At 36.6% G+C, this 17,175-nt stretch carries 15 protein-coding genes and 1 pseudogene; 4 read left to right on the top strand and 12 right to left on the bottom strand.

Translation table 11 applies throughout. The annotated features are described in order from the left end of the window. Window positions 1-65 precede the first annotated feature (65 nt). The 3 genes from WFK35_RS01130 to WFK35_RS01120 form a co-directional block, all read right to left on the bottom strand. On the bottom strand, window positions 66-1,091 hold the full coding sequence (locus tag WFK35_RS01130; RefSeq protein ID WP_336730985.1) for an LLM class flavin-dependent oxidoreductase: 1,026 nt from the start codon (window positions 1,089-1,091) through the stop codon (window positions 66-68). Window positions 1,092-1,170: 79 nt separating this feature from the next. Continuing rightward, the gene (locus WFK35_RS01125; protein ID WP_336730984.1) at window positions 1,171-2,253 is read right to left on the bottom strand and encodes an acyltransferase family protein; all 1,083 of its coding nucleotides are present in this window, start codon (window positions 2,251-2,253) and stop codon (window positions 1,171-1,173) included. A 16-nt stretch (window positions 2,254-2,269) separates the two neighbouring features. Continuing rightward, a complete protein-coding gene (locus tag WFK35_RS01120; RefSeq protein WP_336730983.1) occupies window positions 2,270-4,411 on the bottom strand; it encodes a S9 family peptidase in 2,142 nt (713 codons plus the stop codon). A gap of 944 nt (window positions 4,412-5,355) precedes the next feature. Between WFK35_RS01120 and WFK35_RS01115 the strand changes: the two genes are divergently transcribed. After that, a complete protein-coding gene (locus WFK35_RS01115) occupies window positions 5,356-5,868 on the top strand; it encodes a YceI family protein (protein ID WP_214588522.1) in 513 nt (170 codons plus the stop codon). A gap of 77 nt (window positions 5,869-5,945) precedes the next feature. Continuing rightward, window positions 5,946-6,773: a 4,5-DOPA dioxygenase extradiol gene (ygiD, locus tag WFK35_RS01110; protein ID WP_336730981.1), complete on the top strand. Its 828-nt coding sequence runs from the start codon at window positions 5,946-5,948 to the stop codon at window positions 6,771-6,773. Between the two features lie 57 nt (window positions 6,774-6,830). Here ygiD and WFK35_RS01105 read toward each other — a convergent pair whose 3' ends face one another. From WFK35_RS01105 to hutH, 6 genes and pseudogenes are all read right to left on the bottom strand, one after another. Next, a complete protein-coding gene (locus tag WFK35_RS01105) occupies window positions 6,831-7,097 on the bottom strand; it encodes a hypothetical protein (RefSeq protein WP_336730979.1) in 267 nt (88 codons plus the stop codon). 257 nt (window positions 7,098-7,354) lie between these two features. Further along, on the bottom strand, window positions 7,355-8,851 hold the full coding sequence (locus tag WFK35_RS01100) for a S8 family peptidase (protein ID WP_336730978.1): 1,497 nt from the start codon (window positions 8,849-8,851) through the stop codon (window positions 7,355-7,357). A gap of 105 nt (window positions 8,852-8,956) precedes the next feature. After that, window positions 8,957-9,160 (bottom strand): annotated as a pseudogene (locus tag WFK35_RS01095) (GNAT family N-acetyltransferase); the annotation flags it as partial. 15 nt (window positions 9,161-9,175) lie between these two features. Beyond that, window positions 9,176-9,403, bottom strand: coding sequence for a hypothetical protein (locus WFK35_RS01090; RefSeq protein ID WP_336730977.1), 228 nt, complete (start codon window positions 9,401-9,403; stop codon window positions 9,176-9,178). A 165-nt stretch (window positions 9,404-9,568) separates the two neighbouring features. Then, window positions 9,569-10,024, bottom strand: a complete 456-nt coding sequence (locus WFK35_RS01085) for a DUF2059 domain-containing protein (protein WP_336730976.1) — start codon at window positions 10,022-10,024, stop codon at window positions 9,569-9,571. 6 nt (window positions 10,025-10,030) lie between these two features. Continuing rightward, window positions 10,031-11,518 carry a histidine ammonia-lyase gene (hutH, locus tag WFK35_RS01080; protein WP_336730975.1) on the bottom strand — a complete coding sequence of 496 codons (1,488 nt, stop codon included), beginning with the start codon at window positions 11,516-11,518 and terminating at the stop codon, window positions 10,031-10,033. A 133-nt stretch (window positions 11,519-11,651) separates the two neighbouring features. On the opposite strand from hutH, the gene WFK35_RS01075 reads away from it, so the two are divergent. Continuing rightward, entirely contained in the window at window positions 11,652-12,380 is a 729-nt protein-coding gene (locus tag WFK35_RS01075) for a hypothetical protein (RefSeq protein ID WP_336730974.1), read from the top strand. 161 nt (window positions 12,381-12,541) lie between these two features. Then, entirely contained in the window at window positions 12,542-14,332 is a 1,791-nt protein-coding gene (gene uvrC, locus WFK35_RS01070; RefSeq protein WP_336730973.1) for an excinuclease ABC subunit UvrC, read from the top strand. Between the two features lie 189 nt (window positions 14,333-14,521). Here uvrC and WFK35_RS01065 read toward each other — a convergent pair whose 3' ends face one another. The 3 genes from WFK35_RS01065 to WFK35_RS01055 all read right to left on the bottom strand — a co-directional run. Continuing rightward, complete coding sequence (locus WFK35_RS01065) at window positions 14,522-15,274, bottom strand: hypothetical protein (RefSeq protein WP_336730972.1); 753 nt, start codon at window positions 15,272-15,274, stop codon at window positions 14,522-14,524. Window positions 15,275-15,286: 12 nt separating this feature from the next. Further along, window positions 15,287-16,369, bottom strand: a complete 1,083-nt coding sequence (locus tag WFK35_RS01060) for a PorV/PorQ family protein (RefSeq protein WP_076396673.1) — start codon at window positions 16,367-16,369, stop codon at window positions 15,287-15,289. 12 nt (window positions 16,370-16,381) lie between these two features. Continuing rightward, a partial coding sequence (locus tag WFK35_RS01055; RefSeq protein ID WP_442891976.1) for a DMT family transporter occupies window positions 16,382-17,175 on the bottom strand: 794 nt, incomplete at its 5' end.

The following is a 17,175-nucleotide window of genomic DNA, read 5'->3' as shown; positions in this document are numbered from 1 at the left end:
TTCATTTTTACAGATGATTTTTATTAAAGAGAAACCTCCGCTGAAATTCAACGGAGGTTTTGTTTTTAAAGATCTTGGATGAGTGGTTTTACTTCTTTGCCAAACAGCTCGATAGATTTCATCATAAGATCATGCTCCGGAGCTCCCACATCCATGTGTCCGATAAATCTTGTAATACCGAAAATTTCTTTCAGGTAGGCAATTTTATCTGCCACTTCTTTCGGAGTACCGATGAACAAAGCTCCTTCTTTGCTTCTTCCGCCGTCATACTGCATTTTGGTATAAGGAGCCCAACCTCTGGAAGAACCGATTCTGTCCATCTGCGATTTATAATTGTGGAAATATCCTTCAATCACTTCCGGATCATCACTTACAAAAGTGTGCGAATGAACGGCAATCTGCATTTTGGAAACATCATGACCTGCTTTTTTATATTCCTGTTTATAGAATTCAATTAAATTTCTGAATTGTACAGGCATTCCTCCGATGATTGCCACTACTAAAGGCATTCCCAATTCTGCCGCACTTAAAACCGACTGCGGAGTTCCGCCGACAGCTCTCCAGATGGGCAGCTTTCCGTCATTTTTAGCTCTCGGATAAACGGTTTGGTTTTGCATCGGTGCGCGAAGTTTCCCTTTCCAGGTTACATTTTCCTGAGAATTGATTTTAAGCAATAAGTCTAATTTTTCATCAAAAAGTTCCTCGTAATCGTTTAAAGAATACCCATACAAAGGAAATGATTCAATGAAACTTCCTCTACCCACAAAAATTTCAGCACGACCGTCTGAGATTAAATCCAGAGTCGAGAAATCTTCATATACTTTTACAGGTTCTGATGAACTTAAAACCGTAACACCACTCGCTAATTTTATATTTTTTGTAATACTTGCCGCTGCAGCCAGAACGATTTCCGGAGAAGAAACCGCATAATCGGGACGGTGATGTTCTCCCATGGCAAAAACATCAATTCCCACCTCATCCATGAATTTTATCTGCTCCAGAATTTCACGAATCTTTACTCCCGCATCTTTATATTTTCCTGTTGTCTGGTCGAAAGCAAGATCGCCAAACATTCCTATTCCTAATTCCATATTGTTGATTTTATAGTACAAATTTACGGCAACCGAAAATCAGATGCATTGATGTTTGATAAGAAAGGAAAGCTGTAGATTACACTTGGACTTTATCTTTAAGTTTTAAAAACTGTTTTTCGAAAAGATGATAAGAAAGTACGGCACATACAACAGAAGAAATAAATGATAGAAGTACCACTGAAACCCAATTTAAATTAAACATGCTTCCCATTCTTATAAAAAACATGAGCAATATGGTGTGAAAAAGATACAGTCCGTACGTGTACTTTCCAAGTTTTGCCAAAATACTTTCATCTGAAATTTTAAAAACATTTTTTGTTCCTAAAGTAGATAAAATTAACCCTGAAAATAAAACACTCAAAAGAAATGAAATCAGTACAGGATTTGAAATTATTTTTGAATTCCCTATAAAAATAACAAATGCCAATACCAAAAAAGCATAACTGTATTTGTAAACAGCAGAAATTGTTTCAAGCCTTTTAATTAGATCTTCTCTAAAGACAAAAATATATGCAGGAATTGCTCCAAAAGCAAAATAGTGAATATTGGTAAAGAGGTCTAAAGTCGGAATTTTTAATTTTCCATACACGATCTGCATGATGAATGAAAAGAAAATACTTCCCAGAATAAGTTTCGGAATATTTTTAAGAGAAATGAAATAAAACGCCAGTCCCCAGAAAATGTAAAAATGCTCCTCGATACACAAAGACCAGATCACCGTAATCGGCGAAACATTAGGTAGCTGATGTGTATACATTACCATATAATTCTCCAAAAACGTAAGTGTGAAAAGCCAATTTGGCTGATATCCTTCATCAGAATAAGGAATATTAAAAAAATTGAGAATTAAAGGCGTACATATCGCAAAAAGTACCATGGCATAATAAAGCGGCCATATTCTTAAAATTCTTCTCGTAAAGAACTTTTTCAGCGGAATTGTTCCGTTATTGTTTATTTTTTCGAGAATAAGAATATAAGTGATGAGGAAACCGCTCAGTACGAAGAAAAAAGAAACACCAATCCCCCCTTCCTTTGAAAAATAGTATAGAAAACTATCTTCGGGAACGGGGGAATGGCGCAAAAAAACCAATAAAAAAGACAGAAACCTCAACGAATCGAACGTATGAAAGTGTACTCTGCCTTTTTTGGTGAAGTTCATTATCAATATTTCAGGATTATTTTTTCAGATTTTGGTCAAAATAATCCGTTACTTTCTGCATGAGATGCACTCTGTCTTTTCCGATCACGTTGTGCGGATGTCCCGGATATACAAAATAGTCCAACTGGACACCATTATCAACCGCAGATTTGATGAATTTAACCGAATGCTGCCAAACCACAACATCATCCTGCGCTCCGTGAATCATCAGTAATTTTCCTTTCAGATTCTGAACTTTATCCAGAAGATTGGCTGTTGCATATCCTTGCGGATTTTCCTGCGGTGTATCCATGTATCTTTCGCCATACATAATTTCGTACATACTCCAGTCGATTACGGGTCCTCCTGCAACGCCCACTTTGAAAACATCCGGCTTACGAAGCATGAAACTCGTTGTCATAAACCCTCCGAAGCTCCATCCGTGGATTCCCATTCTTTCGGAATCTACGTAAGGAAGAGATTTTAAATACTCTACTCCTTTCATCTGGTCGTTCATTTCTGTAGTTCCCAGATTTCTGAAAACTGCCTGCTCGAATTTTAAACCACGGTTAGAAGAACCTCTTCCGTCCATCGTGAAAATGATGTATCCGTTTTGCGCCATGTATTCGTACCAAAGATTTCCGGATGCCGGGAAAGAATTGGTTACTAATTGTAAATGCGGACCGTTGTATAAATAAACAATCACCGGATATTTTTTGTTCTGATCAAAATTAGTCGGAAGAATCATTTTTCCGTACAAAATTGTTCCGTCGTCGGCTTTTAAGTTGATATTTTTAATTTCCGGACGCTGATAATTTTTCAGTGTATTTTCAGCGGTCAGAAGATTGTTTGTCTTTAAAGTATTCGTATTAATAATGTTGGCAACTCTTGGCGTTTCTGCGTTACTGTACAGGTCATAAAGGAAATTCCCGTCACTGCTTAACACTCCGGAGTGAACTCCTTCTGCGTTATCCATTCTCTGCATCTTAAAATTTGTCCAGTTGATTCTGTACAAATGCTTTTCCAGAGGAGTTTCTTTGGTGGAGGTGAAATAGATTTCTTTTTTCTTTTCATTGAAACCTAAAATATCCGTTACCAGCCAATCTCCTTTTGTAATCTGTGCAACAAGTCCTTTTTCCAGATTGTAGTGAAATAAATGATTATATCCTGTTCTCTGGCTCTGCCAGATGAAATCTGTATTGGAATTTGGAAAGAACGTTAAAGGATGTTGAGGTTCCACATATTTATCGCTGGTTTCTTCGAATAAAGTTTTCACTAAATTTCCTGTCGAAGCATCATATTGATTCATTTTCAGATAATTCTGTCCTCTGTTCAGAACGCCTACAAAAATATACTTTGAATCCGGACTCCAGGTAACAGCCGTTAAGTACTGATCTTTTTCGCCTTCGATATTTAAGAAGGTTGTGTTCTGAGTTTTAATGTTGAAAACTCCCAGACTTACCTGATGAGACGTTTTCCCCGCCATCGGATATTTAATGTTATGATTTACTGCAGGAGTTACAGACCAGTCGATAATCGGATAATCTGCAACCATCGTCTGATCCATTCTGTAGAACGCCACGCTCTCTGAATTTGGTGCCGGGAAAATTCCGGTATCAATTCCGAATTCGTTACGGTGAACATTGGAAGCTCCATTCAGGATATTTTCATCGGTATCATTGGTTACTGCAATGGTTTTTCCGTTTTTGTTGACAAATAAATTATTCTTTACGGTAAAGGCAAAAGTCTGGTTGTCCCCAAAAATCTTCATATTTTCAGCGTTATTATCCAAAGCAACGGAATTTTTTGTTTTCCAGTCGCTGCCGGATTTTTCTACCCATACCATTTTTCCGCCGGAATTAAAATATCCCTGAGAATTGCTGATGAATTTAATTTGTGGAACTGCTTTGAATTTATTGTCTGTTAAATTCTTATTCAACTGAGATAAAGAAACCAGCGTATCCTGTTTGTTGGTTTTCAGATCGGTGATTAAATATCCGCCTTTTACCGCCTGAATATAAGATTTTCCATCTGCAGACCATGAAAATTGCGAGATATTTTTAACGGCTAAATTGGTTCTCATCCCATTAACTGCCTCCGCCATTGTGTATTTTTGGGTCTGCGCAAATGTACTACCTCCAAAAACCAGCATCCATAAAGATAATTTATATAATTTCATTGTATAAAATTGAATCCTTCAAAAATAAGAAATAAATATCAATGGTTAAGAAGTGTTAAAGCAAAATGGGAGTTTGGTTTTTTGTTGGTTGGTGATGGCTGTTTGCTGTTGTTTATTTTGAATTTATTTGAAGTAATTTCAAATCTTATTAAATGACAAAGTGAGACTTCTGTTTTTATTGGAGTTTGCTTTGTTATAAGCATTGGTTAGAATTTTAACGCAAAATACGCAAAGGGTTTTGTTTTAATGATTAGGCGGATTTTTCGGTCGCAACGGCACTTCGACAAGCTCAGCATAAAATAAACTTGTCTAAACTTTTTTACCGCAAAAGATGCAAAAGATTGTAACACTTTAGTAGTTTAAGTTTAATACTTAAATGGAAAAAAGAGCACATAAGTTTTAAAAAAATCAAGATTTTTTCTCTTTGCAGACTTTTGAAATACTTTGAATAAATCCAATAAAGACTTTTGTGTACGATTTTTGAGACTGCTTCGTCGCTTCAGAACTACGTTCACAGACCTTCTGCTCGTAATGACGGGTAATGAATAACCTGCTTCAATCCTAGCCGTGATTGCAGCATTTGTCTGAGCTCATTTCTTTAGTTTCGGCGCGGCGGAGCCGCGCCGAAACTAAAGAAATAGCGAGTGCGGAAAGCGCGATAAAGCTCCTGATTAGGTTGGAGAGTTTTTAAGTTGGGGAGTTGGAGGGTTTGAGCGTGTGAGCGTGTGAGCGTGTGAGTGTTTAAGAGTTTGAGTGTATGAGCGTACTAGAATTTAAAGTTGTTTTGCTTTTTCCTTAAAATTTTTTTTTTAAGATTTCTCATTCATTGAAATGACAGGATTGTAAAAATATAGCGAAAATCATTTCTTATCCTACGTCAATGATTTGTACCTCTTCTCTGATCTAAATTTGCAGTATAATTAACAACAAAAAATATTAATACAATGGCAACAAAATGGAACCTAGACCCTGCTCACAGTGAAATTACTTTTAAAGTAAAACACATGATGATCTCTAATATTAAAGGAAACTTTACAGATTTTACGGCTGAAATTGATGCGGAAGACGATACTTTTGCAAACGCTAAAACAACAGCGACTATTCAGACAGCATCCATCTCTACCCACAATACAGACAGAGACAACCATTTAAGATCGGCTGAATTCTTTAACGCTGAAGCCAATCCAACAATTACTTTCGAATCTTCTGCTTTGAACAATGAAGTAACAGGAAATTTAACGATTAACGGAATTACGAAGCCTGTAACACTTGATGTTGATTTCAACGGAATTAATGTTGACCCATGGGGAAATACAAAGGCTGGTTTCTCTTTCGAAGGGAAAATCAACAGAAAAGATTTCGGCCTGAACTGGAATGCTGCTCTTGAAGCGGGAGGTGTAATGGTAAGCGAAGAAGTAAAAATCGCCGGAGAATTACAGTTTGTAAAACAAGCATAAAACATAAAAAATCAAGGTAAAAGAGCAAAGGAAAGTTATATTACCTTTGCTCTTTTCTGTTTTCGAGAATAAAAGAAATGAACCTCAACGATTTACAAAACATCAGCGAAAATTTTAATAATACAGAGAAAATGCCTGTTCTTTTTCTGGGACACGGTTCGCCGATGAATGCTATTGAAGAAAACCAGTTTGTACAAGGTTTCCGAAAAGCTGCCGTTGAAATTCCGAAACCGAACGCTATTCTCTGTATTTCGGCACACTGGTTTACACAGGGAACGAAAGTAACGGCAATGGAAATGCCGAGAACGATTCATGATTTTGGAGGCTTTCCGCAGGCTTTGTTTGATGTACAGTATCCGGCTCCGGGAAATCCTGAACTGGCAAAAGAAACTGTAAAATTACTGGCTCCGGTTGTGGTGGAAGAAGATCATAATTGGGGACTGGACCACGGAGCATGGTCGGTGATTAAACATATGTATCCGAATGCAGATATTCCTGTTATTCAGATGAGTATTGATTATACAAAATCTCCGCAATATCATTTTGATTTAGCTAAGAGACTCAATAAGCTCCGCGAAAAAGGAATTTTAATTATCGGAAGCGGAAACATAGTTCATAATTTGAGACTGATCGACTGGAGAAACATCAATACCGTCGGAGCCGGCTGGGACTGGGCGATTGAAGCCAGAGAGAAAACCAACAACTGGCTTTTGGACGGAAATTTCCGGAACATCATCGATTACCAGAAACAGGGAACTTCGCTGCAATATGCAGTTCCTTCTCCGGATCATTATCTTCCACTGATCTATACTTTAGGACTGAAGGAGAAATCTGAAAGCCTCAGTTTATTTAATGATGAATTAATTGGAGGATCTCTGAGTATGACGAGCGTGAGAATAGGATAAAAAAAACGGAAGATAATTTTTCTTCCGCTTTCTTTTTTATTAAGGGTAATGCTGTTATTACAATCTTTGGATACCAACAACATGAGGTTGTCCGTTAATCGGAGCATAAATTTCTACAATAGCTTCCCAAACTACCTCAGAAGGCGGCATTGAAGCAAGACATTTGTAACGGTAGTTTGTTCCGTTTACCAATTGTGTAGATACCGATTGCGGATTATAGTTTACGCCCACAAATCCTTGCATTGCTTCGTTAAATACTTTTTTATCTTCCGGTGTTAAAGGATGATACGCTGTCCAGCCTCCTACTAATTCTTTTGTTTCCATGATTAATTATATTTTGTGTTCCTACTCTTTTGGCTTTTCGGATTTCGCCCCGTTTGAATGGTTTCTGGTCTCCAGGATTATTAAGTTTTGTTTGTGATCACATTTCAAAGTTACCACGCTTAAAATAAATATGTTAGCGTAGATTTACTCATTTTTTCATCTAAGTAGAAATACTTAATAGAATGATTCAGGAGAAATAAAAAAGGAATATTGCTAATTAACAATAATCCTTTTTCTCTATTTTTTCGTTTAATTTTTTACTGAACTGCCTGTAAAACATTGATATTTCCGTATCCGTAATCTGAGTTCGGAGTCGGATAATAGGTTGCAGACTGTCTCATTTTATTAATAACCTGATCTCTCGTCCATGAAGGATTTTTAGCCCAGACCAACGCCGCAATTCCTGCGGTGGAAGCCGTTGCTACAGAAGATCCTCCCACATAATCTGTTTGTCCGTTATAATAACTCAGTACCGGAATATTGCTTCCCGAAGCTCTTTCCATCTGATAAGTAAAATCAATTTCGCTTCCTGAATGGCAGACATCGCATTTCTGATTGGACGTATTTTCTTTTACTCCTGTTATCGCTTGTGTTTCAGGCATCCATGCAGGAAAAATTACACCTACAAAATTGGTAAAACTGGTAGAAGTTCCGCCTGCGCAGAAAATTAGTTTTCCTTTTGAGTACGCATATTTTACCCCATCTTCAATTTTTCCGACAGAAAAGATATGTCCCATCGACATCGAAATAATTTTTACAGTGTTATTATTTCCCAGCTCTGTAAAGGCTATTTTCACTCCGTTTTGCTCATGATATCCGTCTAAAACCACATTAGAAGCCGCTCTGTAAGTTACCAGATTGGCATTATAAGCTACTCCAACCGGTTGTCCCTGATTGTTTCTAGGCGCTGCTGCTGCAGAAGCCATGCTTGTTCCGTGACCGCATTTGTCGGCAGAACCGTCGTATCCTGTACTCCACGGCCAGACTGAATCTACATATACTCCATTTTTGCTGATGCTTCGTCCTGTAGAAAGTCCGTTATTAAAGCTGCTTCCCAATAAAGACTGCTCGGGAGAAACACCGCTGTCTATCACTCCTATCGTTACTCCAGCTCCTGTACTGTAACTCCATGCATTAATGATATTGTGTTTCGTAAATGACCACGGTGCTTTTGCATTGGGAGAAACGGTTGTGTAATCTACAGCATTCAAAGCGGTAGATTCAAATCCGCAGCCTGAAGAGCTGCTGCTGGATTTTGCAGTTGCCCCAAATTGTTTTTCGTTTTCAAAATAACGGTAATCTGCAGGTTCCAGATAACGGATGTTTTTCATTTTTCTGAGTGCAATCACCGTCTCCTGCTTTTCGATGGCAACATCGATCTGATTCAGATATTGGTCTGAAGACAGTAAAATTCTGTCGGTCTTTCCTTCATATTTTTTAATCAGATCTAAAATTTCGTTTTCAATAGCTTTGTTGTTCGCATCCAGACTTCTGTCGAAAGAAGAGCCAAATCCGATGGAAGCAATTTTATTTCCCTGAAAAATTCCGCTCCACAGAAAATGATCGGAAGATTCATTCCATGAAAATCTGCCTTTTGTTTTGATGGTTTCGTTGATTTTTTCATTGATCTGTTTTGCCGTTAAAGGATCTTTCTGAGTGATTTCTGTACCGGCAACATTGTTTTGAAGGTCGTCTCTGTTACATGAAGTAAAAACAAAGAACAAGAGTAAAAGGTAAAAAACATTTTTTCTCATATAAATACTATTTGATTGGTAAAACCAAGATATTAATTTACAATGAATTACCGAACAACAGAATTTAAAAATTTATTATGCTTGAAATAGTACTATAAAATTAAGTTACAAAACTTTTTCATAACAGACACTTTTATCAATTCCGATGTACTGTCCGTAATTCGGAATTCTGGTGTAACCGCTCTTTTCATAAACGGATAGTGCCTCATTCTGCTCGCGTGAGCTTTCCAGCACTGTTTTCGTATAATTAAATTCTTTTGCCCAGATTTCCAGTTCTTTAACGATGGCTGTTGCTAAACCTCTCTTTCTGAAATCAGGATTGGTTTACATTCTTTTAATTTCAACCGTTTCTTCGTTAAATTTTTTGAATGCTCCACAAGCTGCAGGAATTTCATCCACATAAATGACAATACAGTTTTTGATCATATCAATTTTGTTAAACTGATCGTAAAAACCATGATGTTCCCCATTACGAATGGCTAAATCCGCATCTAAAAGCTTTACTAAATTTTGAAAATCTTTATTGGAAGAATCTGTTCTTTTAATTGTCATGGCAATGGTTTTAGGCTAAATTAAAGATTTTGTTTTTAACTTTTAGTACTTTTCAAGTGGTGATGTTTTTTGAACACAAATGACATTAATATTTCACAATTCAAGACAAATATTTTTTTAAATCTTAAAAAATAAAAAAGACTTCCATTTCCGGAAGTCTTTGCATTATTTACTTTTTGGTGGCGGTGGAGATTGATACCCTTTTTGTGTGTTAATTTTATCAATCAGCTTTTTTGCTAAATTCTGCCCCCATTCTCTGCCAACTTCCATACTTTCATTCATGATTAAAGGCATGTTAGAAATTGTTTTTTGTCCGATAGGAGTTTTGTAGAATTTTATCAGCTCATCAAGATCCGATTCTGTATAATATTTTGCATAAATAGGAATATAGAGTTTAGAAAATTCTTCTGAGGAAACTTCCTTTAAAAATCCATTCCAAAATTCATCAGGAATATCTTTATAATTTTCTTTGTAAGCATTCACAAATTGCTGAGCTCCCTGTACCGCCATTTTACTGACTCCGGTAACTTCAATTAATTCTTTAATTTTTGCTTCTTTTGATGTTTGGGCAAAGCCTGTAATACCTATAAAAAGAACAAACGCTACTAAAATTTTTTTCATCTTGTTTTAATTAACTATAAATTTTCTTTCATTTATCAATTCTGCGATTGCAAGCATGTCCTGTCCGATCAATCTGTCATCTTCAAGCTTGGTAACTTTTGAACGGAGAATTGCAAAGTTTTCTTCAATAATTTTTGAACATTTTGCAGGTCTTCGGAATTCTAAACCTTGTGCTGCAAACATAAGTTCAACCGCTAAAATATTGACCAGATTTCCAAGAACCTGATTGAATTTCCTTCCGGAAATACTTCCCATCGAAACATGATCTTCCTGTCCTAAACTCGTCGGAATAGAATCCGCAGAAGCCGGAAAACACAATGTTTTATTTTCTGTAACCAACGCAGCAGAAGTATACTGAGGAATCATAAATCCGGAATTTAAACCTGAACTTTCCGTTAGCAATCTTGGTAAGCCGTATTTTCCTTCCAGTAACAAGTAACTTCTTCTATCTGAAATATTTCCCAGTTCGGCAGCAGCCAAAGTTGCATAATCCAAAGGTAAAGCCATCAATTGTCCGTGGAAATTTCCTCCGGAAATAGATTCTTCCGCGCTTAAAACGATTGGATTATCCGTTACCGAATTCAGTTCAGTTTCTGCCATCATTTTCAGATGTTCGAATGCATTTCTGCTTGCACCGTGAACCTGCGGAACGCATCTCATGGAATACGGATCCTGAACACGGTCGCAGTATTCGTGTGCTTTAAGATTTTCAGAACTTTTTAAAAATTTAAGCATTCTTGCCGCTACTTTTTTACTTCCTTCAAACGGACGGATCTCATGCAGTTCTTTTTTAAACGGACTTGCTGAACCTCTGTATGCTTCAATACTCATTGCCGCTGTCATGTCTGCAAGATCAAGTAAATATTCAAATTTTTCTAATCCTTTAATTGCATGAGCAAGAATAAACTGCGTTCCGTTGATTAATCCCAATCCTTCTTTCGGTCCTAAAACCAAAGATTCGAGATTATTTTTTTCTAAAATTTCGGCTGTTTCAAAAATTTCATTCCCAACCCAAACTTTTCCCAGCCCCAAAAGCGGTAAAACAAGATGCGCCAAAGGTGCCAAGTCTCCCGAAGCTCCTACAGAACCCTGCTCCGGAACAACAGGAATGATGTCTTTTTCCAGCATTAAGATCAATCTTTCGATCACTTCCAGAGAAACTCCGGAAAAACCTTTTGACAGTGCATGAACTTTTGCAATCATCATAATTTTAGAAAGTTCTTTATCAATTGGTTTTCCTACACCTACCGCATGGGAAATAATTAAATTATATTGCAACTGCGCAGTTTCATCCGCCGATATTTTTGTATCGCAAAGAGGTCCGAAACCTGTATTGATCCCATAAACACATCGGTCTGATTCTACAATCTGCTGCACATTTTTCTGGGATTTTAAAATCTGTTCTTTAGCGGTTTTGTTTAATTTAGCTTTATTTGGAGTTTTGCAGATCTCCAAAACATCATGGAAACTGAAAACATCTACACCGTATATCATTCTCAAAATTTTGTCTTAAAATTACGCATTTGGCAACGATTGGAAAAACTAAATTTCAACAGCATATATTTTTCTGAAAATAAGTGAATTAATTTGCTATTTTTACCGCAGAAATATAAAAATTAACATCCCCATGAAACTTAAAACTTTAGTGTTTGCGCTGTTTTTGGTAAGCACAGCATCTTTCGCACAGAAAGTAAAATACTCCAAAGAAGAAATTAAAAAAATGGAACAGTACCTTTTTAACGAAGGTTTTAACGCTCCCTCTGTAAAAAAAACTTCTACCGTAATATTAAAGGACGGAACGACTCATAAATGTTTCTGCAGCAAAACAGATACGAAAAAAGGTCAGATTTTCGAGGTTACCCTGAAAGATAGCATTTCTAAAAAGCCATCAGTATTTGTTGCCGATAACATCAGCGAAATGTATCTGTATCCGAATGAGGCGGAAAAAGTGGGGAAAGTTTTTAAGTACATGGGCAACATCAGAAACTATCAGACAAAAAAATTAAAAAATTCTACGACCAAAGACCGCATTCATTTTGTAAACCAGACGGTTTCCCTGAAAAATAAGAAAGACGACAAAGAATTCTTAATGCAGGTTATCAATCCGGAATTTGATGATATCATTTCTGTATATCATGATCCTCGAGCAAAAGAAACCGGCGGATTTTCGGTGATGGGTTCTCCGCAGTTGGGAGGCGGCGTTACAAAATCCTACTACGTAAAAAAAGGAGACAAAGTAATGTGGCTTCATAAAGATGATTTCGAAGACAATTATGATTTTCTTTTTGGCGACAATCCTGAGTTTATGAAAAATATCCTAAGAATTCTGTGGAATGGGATTATTTCAGCTTTTTAGTGTATCAGTATACAGAAATGAGCCAAAGCTAAATTTTTAAGCAGAAAAGAATAAACCGTATATAAAGAAACTGTTTAATTACAATCAATTTTAACAAACATTATAAAGCTGTAGTATTTCTGCGGCTTTTTTTGTGCTTCTAAATTCCGTAGTTTTGTTATATGAATCCTTCTTTAGAATTACAACTCAAAACTTTACCTTCCGAGCCCGGTGTTTATCGTTATTATGACAAAAATGATCAGCTTTTGTATGTAGGAAAGGCTAAAAATCTGAAAAAAAGGGTTCTCTCGTATTTCAACAAAAATCTTTCAGGGTACCGCATCAAAATCATGGTGGGTAAAATCCAGCGGCTGGAAACAACGATCGTTAACAGTGAATATGATGCACTTTTACTGGAAAATAATTTAATTAAGGAACATCAGCCGTTTTATAATGTTATGCTGAAGGATGACAAAACGTATCCGTGGATCTGTATTAAAAATGAAGATTTTCCGAGAATTTTTCTTACCCGTACCAAAATTAAAGACGGTTCCGAATATTACGGACCTTACGCAAAAGTGCGTCCTGCAAAGATTCTTCTTGATACGATAAAGCATATTTACAAATTAAGAACCTGCAATCTCAATTTAGCTCCGAGTAAAATTGATGAAGGAAAATACAAAGTCTGTCTGGAATATCACATCAAAAACTGTGAAGGACCCTGCGAAGGACTGGAAAGCAAGGAAGATTATGATGAAAAAATAGATGCCATCCGCGGAATCATCAAAGGAGATTTCCGTAAAGCGAAAGAATATCTGGTGAACCAGATGATGAAATATGCAACGAATCTTCAGTTTGAAAATGCTCAGATCATCAAAGAAAGAATTGATGCGCTTGAAGATTATCAGACTAAAAATACAGTGGTGAATCCGAGTATTGATGATGTAGACGTTTTTGGAATGACAAGCGACGAAACGGCTGCTTACGTTAATTTCTTTAAAATAAGGAACGGAAATATTATTCAGAGTTATACCACTGAGATTAAAAAAATCCTTGAGGAAAGCGACGAAGACATTATGGAGCAGGCTTTGGTGGAAATCCGTCAGAAATTCGATTCTCATTCAAAAGAAGTGCTTCTGCCTTTTCATCTGTCTATTGAAATTCCGAATGTAAAACTGATCGTTCCGAAAGTGGGGGATAAAAAAAGAATCGTTGAGCTTTCTGAAAAGAATGCGAAAGAATACCGTTTAGAAAAATTAAAACAGGTTCAGATTGTTGATCCGGAAAGGCATACGAACCGAATTATGTCTGAAATGCAGAAATTGCTGAGAATGCCTGTTGAACCAAGACATATTGAAGGTTTTGATAACTCCAATATTCAGGGGACAAATCCTGTTTCTGCGTGTGTTGTTTTTAAAGACGGAAAACCAAGCAAAGCCGATTACAGAATTTTTCATCCGAAAACGGTGGAAGGTCCCAACGATTTTGCTACAATGGAAGAAGTGATCTACCGCCGCTACAAAAGAATGCTGGATGAAGGCGAAGATCTGCCACAGTTGATTTTGATTGACGGTGGAAAAGGTCAGTTATCTTCTGCGGTAAAAAGTCTGAGACTTTTAGGATTGTACGGCAAAATTACCGTTGTAGGCATAGCAAAACGTCTGGAAGAGATTTTCTTTCCGGAAGATCCTATTCCTTTATATCTTGATAAAAAGTCTGAAACGCTGAAGATTTTGCAGCGTGTAAGAGACGAAGCGCACCGTTTCGGGGTGAAACATCACAGAACCCGAAGAAAAAATTCTACGATAAAATCTGAACTGGAAGAAATTCCGGGAGTTGGGGAAAAAACAATTGAATTATTGCTTTCAAAATTAAAATCGGTAAAGAGAATCAAGGAATCTAATCTTGAGACATTGGAGGAGATTTTAGGGAAAAGCAAAGCTAAAATCATTTATGATTTTTTCAACGAATAGAGATAAACATAAAATAAATTATAATTAATAAATAATTTTATGAAAATAATTTTTATAATATTTGTTAATTTAAATATTTTTCATAAATTAGATCAGGTTAACGATCACTTAACTCAAAAACTTCTTCATATTTAAATTTACAAAAAAAGTCCTCGTTATGAGGACTTTTGATTTTATGTATTATTGCTTTTACTTCTTATAAAATATTTCTTTGCTATAATCTCCGCCGGAAACAGGCATTTCAATTACGATATTTCCATTTTCGTAATAACCTAAAGTGGATTCTCCGTTTTGAAGTTTTACTCTGAAAACATCGCTTTTCGTTGTAGCTTTGAAAGTCGCAAACGGCGAAGAGCTGTTAGAATTCACCAGAATGAACTGAGAATTGTCGATCTGAATCTTCTGAAGGTCTGTTTTTCCATTGCTGAATTTCAACGCCGTATTGTCTACAGATGGAGATGAGTTATTGGCAACAGTCTGTGCAGAAGTTGTGGTTACGGCTTCCTGAACTTTTGCCGGAGAAGTTTGCGCTACAGGATTAGCAGGAGAAATAGACACAAAAGTCTGTTTCAGTGCATCCTGATAACCTTCTTTGTATTCCTTAATGTTGGAAGCTCCTTTTGCAGATGAAACCACCTTATCGTTACAGTCTTTAAACTGAACCAAAACTTTGTTTCGTAAAAAACCACTGTCGTTGATGATATCTGCCATCAGAACATTGCACGGATTACTTTGCGCTTCAGCTGGCCATTGTAACTTATCCGAAGGAATTACTGTATAATTTTTACCTCTTAAAGTTTTTGTAAGCATTTCTCCCAAACCAAAATCTTCTTTAAATGTTGTAAATTTTGAAGGAAGGGAAATATATTTATAATCTGAAACTTTTTGTCCGAAAGCAAACATCGAACTGGCTGTTAATACGATAAGCGATATTTTTTTCATTTAATTTTAATTTTAATCGTTTCTGAACTGCCCGATATCCAGTTTCAGGGAAAAGAAATTGGAATAGAAATTAGATCCTCCGATTCCGGAATTGGTAATTGCATAATCCAGCGTAAGACCTCGGTATCTGATCCCGATTCCTGCACTTGGCTGGAAAGAAACTTTTCTTCTGAGATCTTCAATATCTGTAATCGACTGGAATCTGTTAACTCCCAATCTCACGAAAATCATTTTCTGGTAACCTAATTCTGCTCCGGCATAAGGCGTTAAACTGGCAAAATCAGTAGAAACCAATGCTGCCGTTTTTGCGAAATCTACGTTAATTCCCGCTTCTGGCAAAACGTAAACACTGCTGTTGATTTCAAACATTTTGCTTACGCCTGCATTTAATTTAGGCATCGTAAGTTCCATTTTATCTTTTGGCGCAGGGTTGAATTCTTCTCCGTTAACCACTGTGGAAAGTTCTTTCTGGTTTACGCTCCAGAAGTTCACGGTAGTGGTTGCATCTCTCAGCATCCCTCCCAGTTTCCAGCCGTTGTCCATTTTATAAATAGCTCCCACATCGAAACCGAAACCATATCCGTTGGCGAATTTCCCTACATTTCTGTAAACGATTTTAGCGTTAATCCCCACATCAAGCTTCTGATTTCCTCCCGGATTGAATGCATAGGAAAGAATTGCTGCGTAATCGGACTGAGAGAATTTAGTGATTTTATCATAATCAATATTTCCTTCGGTGTCGATTAACTGTGTGGTATTTAATATATTATCTACTCCTAATCTTACAACAGAAACTCCGAAAACCCCGGTTTCCAGCACTTTGGCATAGGCAAGATAATCGTATTTTGCGATAGATTCGAAATATTCGGCGTGCATTGCAGCTCCCTGCCAGTCTTTTTCCACACCCATTAATCCTGCAGGATTCCACATCGGAGAATAGACATCATCCTGATTGGAGATTACTGCGCCTCCCATCGCAAGACCTCTTGCTCCGGCTCCGATGTTCAGAAATTCGTTGGAATATTTTCTGATGATCTGGGATTGCGATATCCCGAAAACCAGAGAGAATGCAAGTAAAAAATATTTTTTCATCATATCAATTGATGCTTAATTTAAAGTTTTTTGTTTTTTAGCTTTTATCAATCCGTTAGCAATGATTGCCAGTATCATAACTCCTGAAGCGATGTAAAAAATCGGGCTCATGTGTTCTGATTCCCCAAAGATAAAAAAAGCTAGTATAATTCCGTAAACCGGTTCTAAATTAACTGTTAAAATTAATGTAAAAGGCGAAATATATTTCATGAGATTCACCGATTCCAACATCGGAAAAGCTGTGAAAACACTTGCCAGTACACCTATTAACGCAATATCGCGGTAACTTATTTCATTTATCGAAAAAAATTGTCCTGAGAAGAGATAGAATATTAATAAAATAAACCATCCTGAGAATATTTCATAAAAAATAATGTTTCCTGAGCTTGTTTTCCCAAACATCTTTCCGTTGAAAACCGAAAAAATGGTTCCGAAAATGGCACACAACACTCCGTAAAATATTCCTTCTTTGTACTGAAATTCTGTTTTGAAGATCAATAAAATACAGGCGACAATTACCACTCCCATCACGACTTCCGAAATATCAATCTTTCTTTTGAAAATCAAAGGTTCCAGAATGGATGCAAATAAAGTGGATAAAGACAAACAGCTTAATGCAATGGAAACATTGGAAATTTTAATGGAGTAAAAAAAGCAGTACCAGTGAAGCGCCATCGAAAAACCGATTGCAGCCAGTTGGAAAAATATTTTTTTTGAAACTTTAATGCTGTCTTTTTTAAAAACACGGATGTATACGAAAAGGCAGATCGCCGCAAACAGCATTCTGTAAAAAACCAGAATATCTGCAT

Source organism: Chryseobacterium sp. VD8 (genome assembly GCF_037149975.1).
Taxonomy (GTDB): domain Bacteria; phylum Bacteroidota; class Bacteroidia; order Flavobacteriales; family Weeksellaceae; genus Chryseobacterium; species Chryseobacterium indicum.
The sequence above is the reverse complement of the archived record's forward strand: the minus strand, read 5'-3'. Positions and strand labels throughout refer to the sequence as shown.

Excerpts from the sequence above, each read along its gene's own strand:
- WFK35_RS01130 (WP_336730985.1), bottom strand. The coding sequence starts at position 1,091 with ATGGAATTAGGAATAGGAATGTTTGGCGATCTTGCTTTCGACCAGACA.
- WFK35_RS01125 (WP_336730984.1), bottom strand. The coding sequence starts at position 2,253 with ATGAACTTCACCAAAAAAGGCAGAGTACACTTTCATACGTTCGATTCG.
- WFK35_RS01120 (WP_336730983.1), bottom strand. The coding sequence starts at position 4,411 with ATGAAATTATATAAATTATCTTTATGGATGCTGGTTTTTGGAGGTAGT.
- WFK35_RS01115 (WP_214588522.1), top strand. The coding sequence starts at position 5,356 with ATGGCAACAAAATGGAACCTAGACCCTGCTCACAGTGAAATTACTTTT.
- ygiD (WP_336730981.1), top strand. The coding sequence starts at position 5,946 with ATGAACCTCAACGATTTACAAAACATCAGCGAAAATTTTAATAATACA.
- WFK35_RS01105 (WP_336730979.1), bottom strand. The coding sequence starts at position 7,097 with ATGGAAACAAAAGAATTAGTAGGAGGCTGGACAGCGTATCATCCTTTA.
- WFK35_RS01100 (WP_336730978.1), bottom strand. The coding sequence starts at position 8,851 with ATGAGAAAAAATGTTTTTTACCTTTTACTCTTGTTCTTTGTTTTTACT.
- WFK35_RS01090 (WP_336730977.1), bottom strand. The coding sequence starts at position 9,403 with ATGACAATTAAAAGAACAGATTCTTCCAATAAAGATTTTCAAAATTTA.
- WFK35_RS01085 (WP_336730976.1), bottom strand. The coding sequence starts at position 10,024 with ATGAAAAAAATTTTAGTAGCGTTTGTTCTTTTTATAGGTATTACAGGC.
- hutH (WP_336730975.1), bottom strand. The coding sequence starts at position 11,518 with ATGATATACGGTGTAGATGTTTTCAGTTTCCATGATGTTTTGGAGATC.
- WFK35_RS01075 (WP_336730974.1), top strand. The coding sequence starts at position 11,652 with ATGAAACTTAAAACTTTAGTGTTTGCGCTGTTTTTGGTAAGCACAGCA.
- uvrC (WP_336730973.1), top strand. The coding sequence starts at position 12,542 with ATGAATCCTTCTTTAGAATTACAACTCAAAACTTTACCTTCCGAGCCC.
- WFK35_RS01065 (WP_336730972.1), bottom strand. The coding sequence starts at position 15,274 with ATGAAAAAAATATCGCTTATCGTATTAACAGCCAGTTCGATGTTTGCT.
- WFK35_RS01060 (WP_076396673.1), bottom strand. The coding sequence starts at position 16,369 with ATGATGAAAAAATATTTTTTACTTGCATTCTCTCTGGTTTTCGGGATA.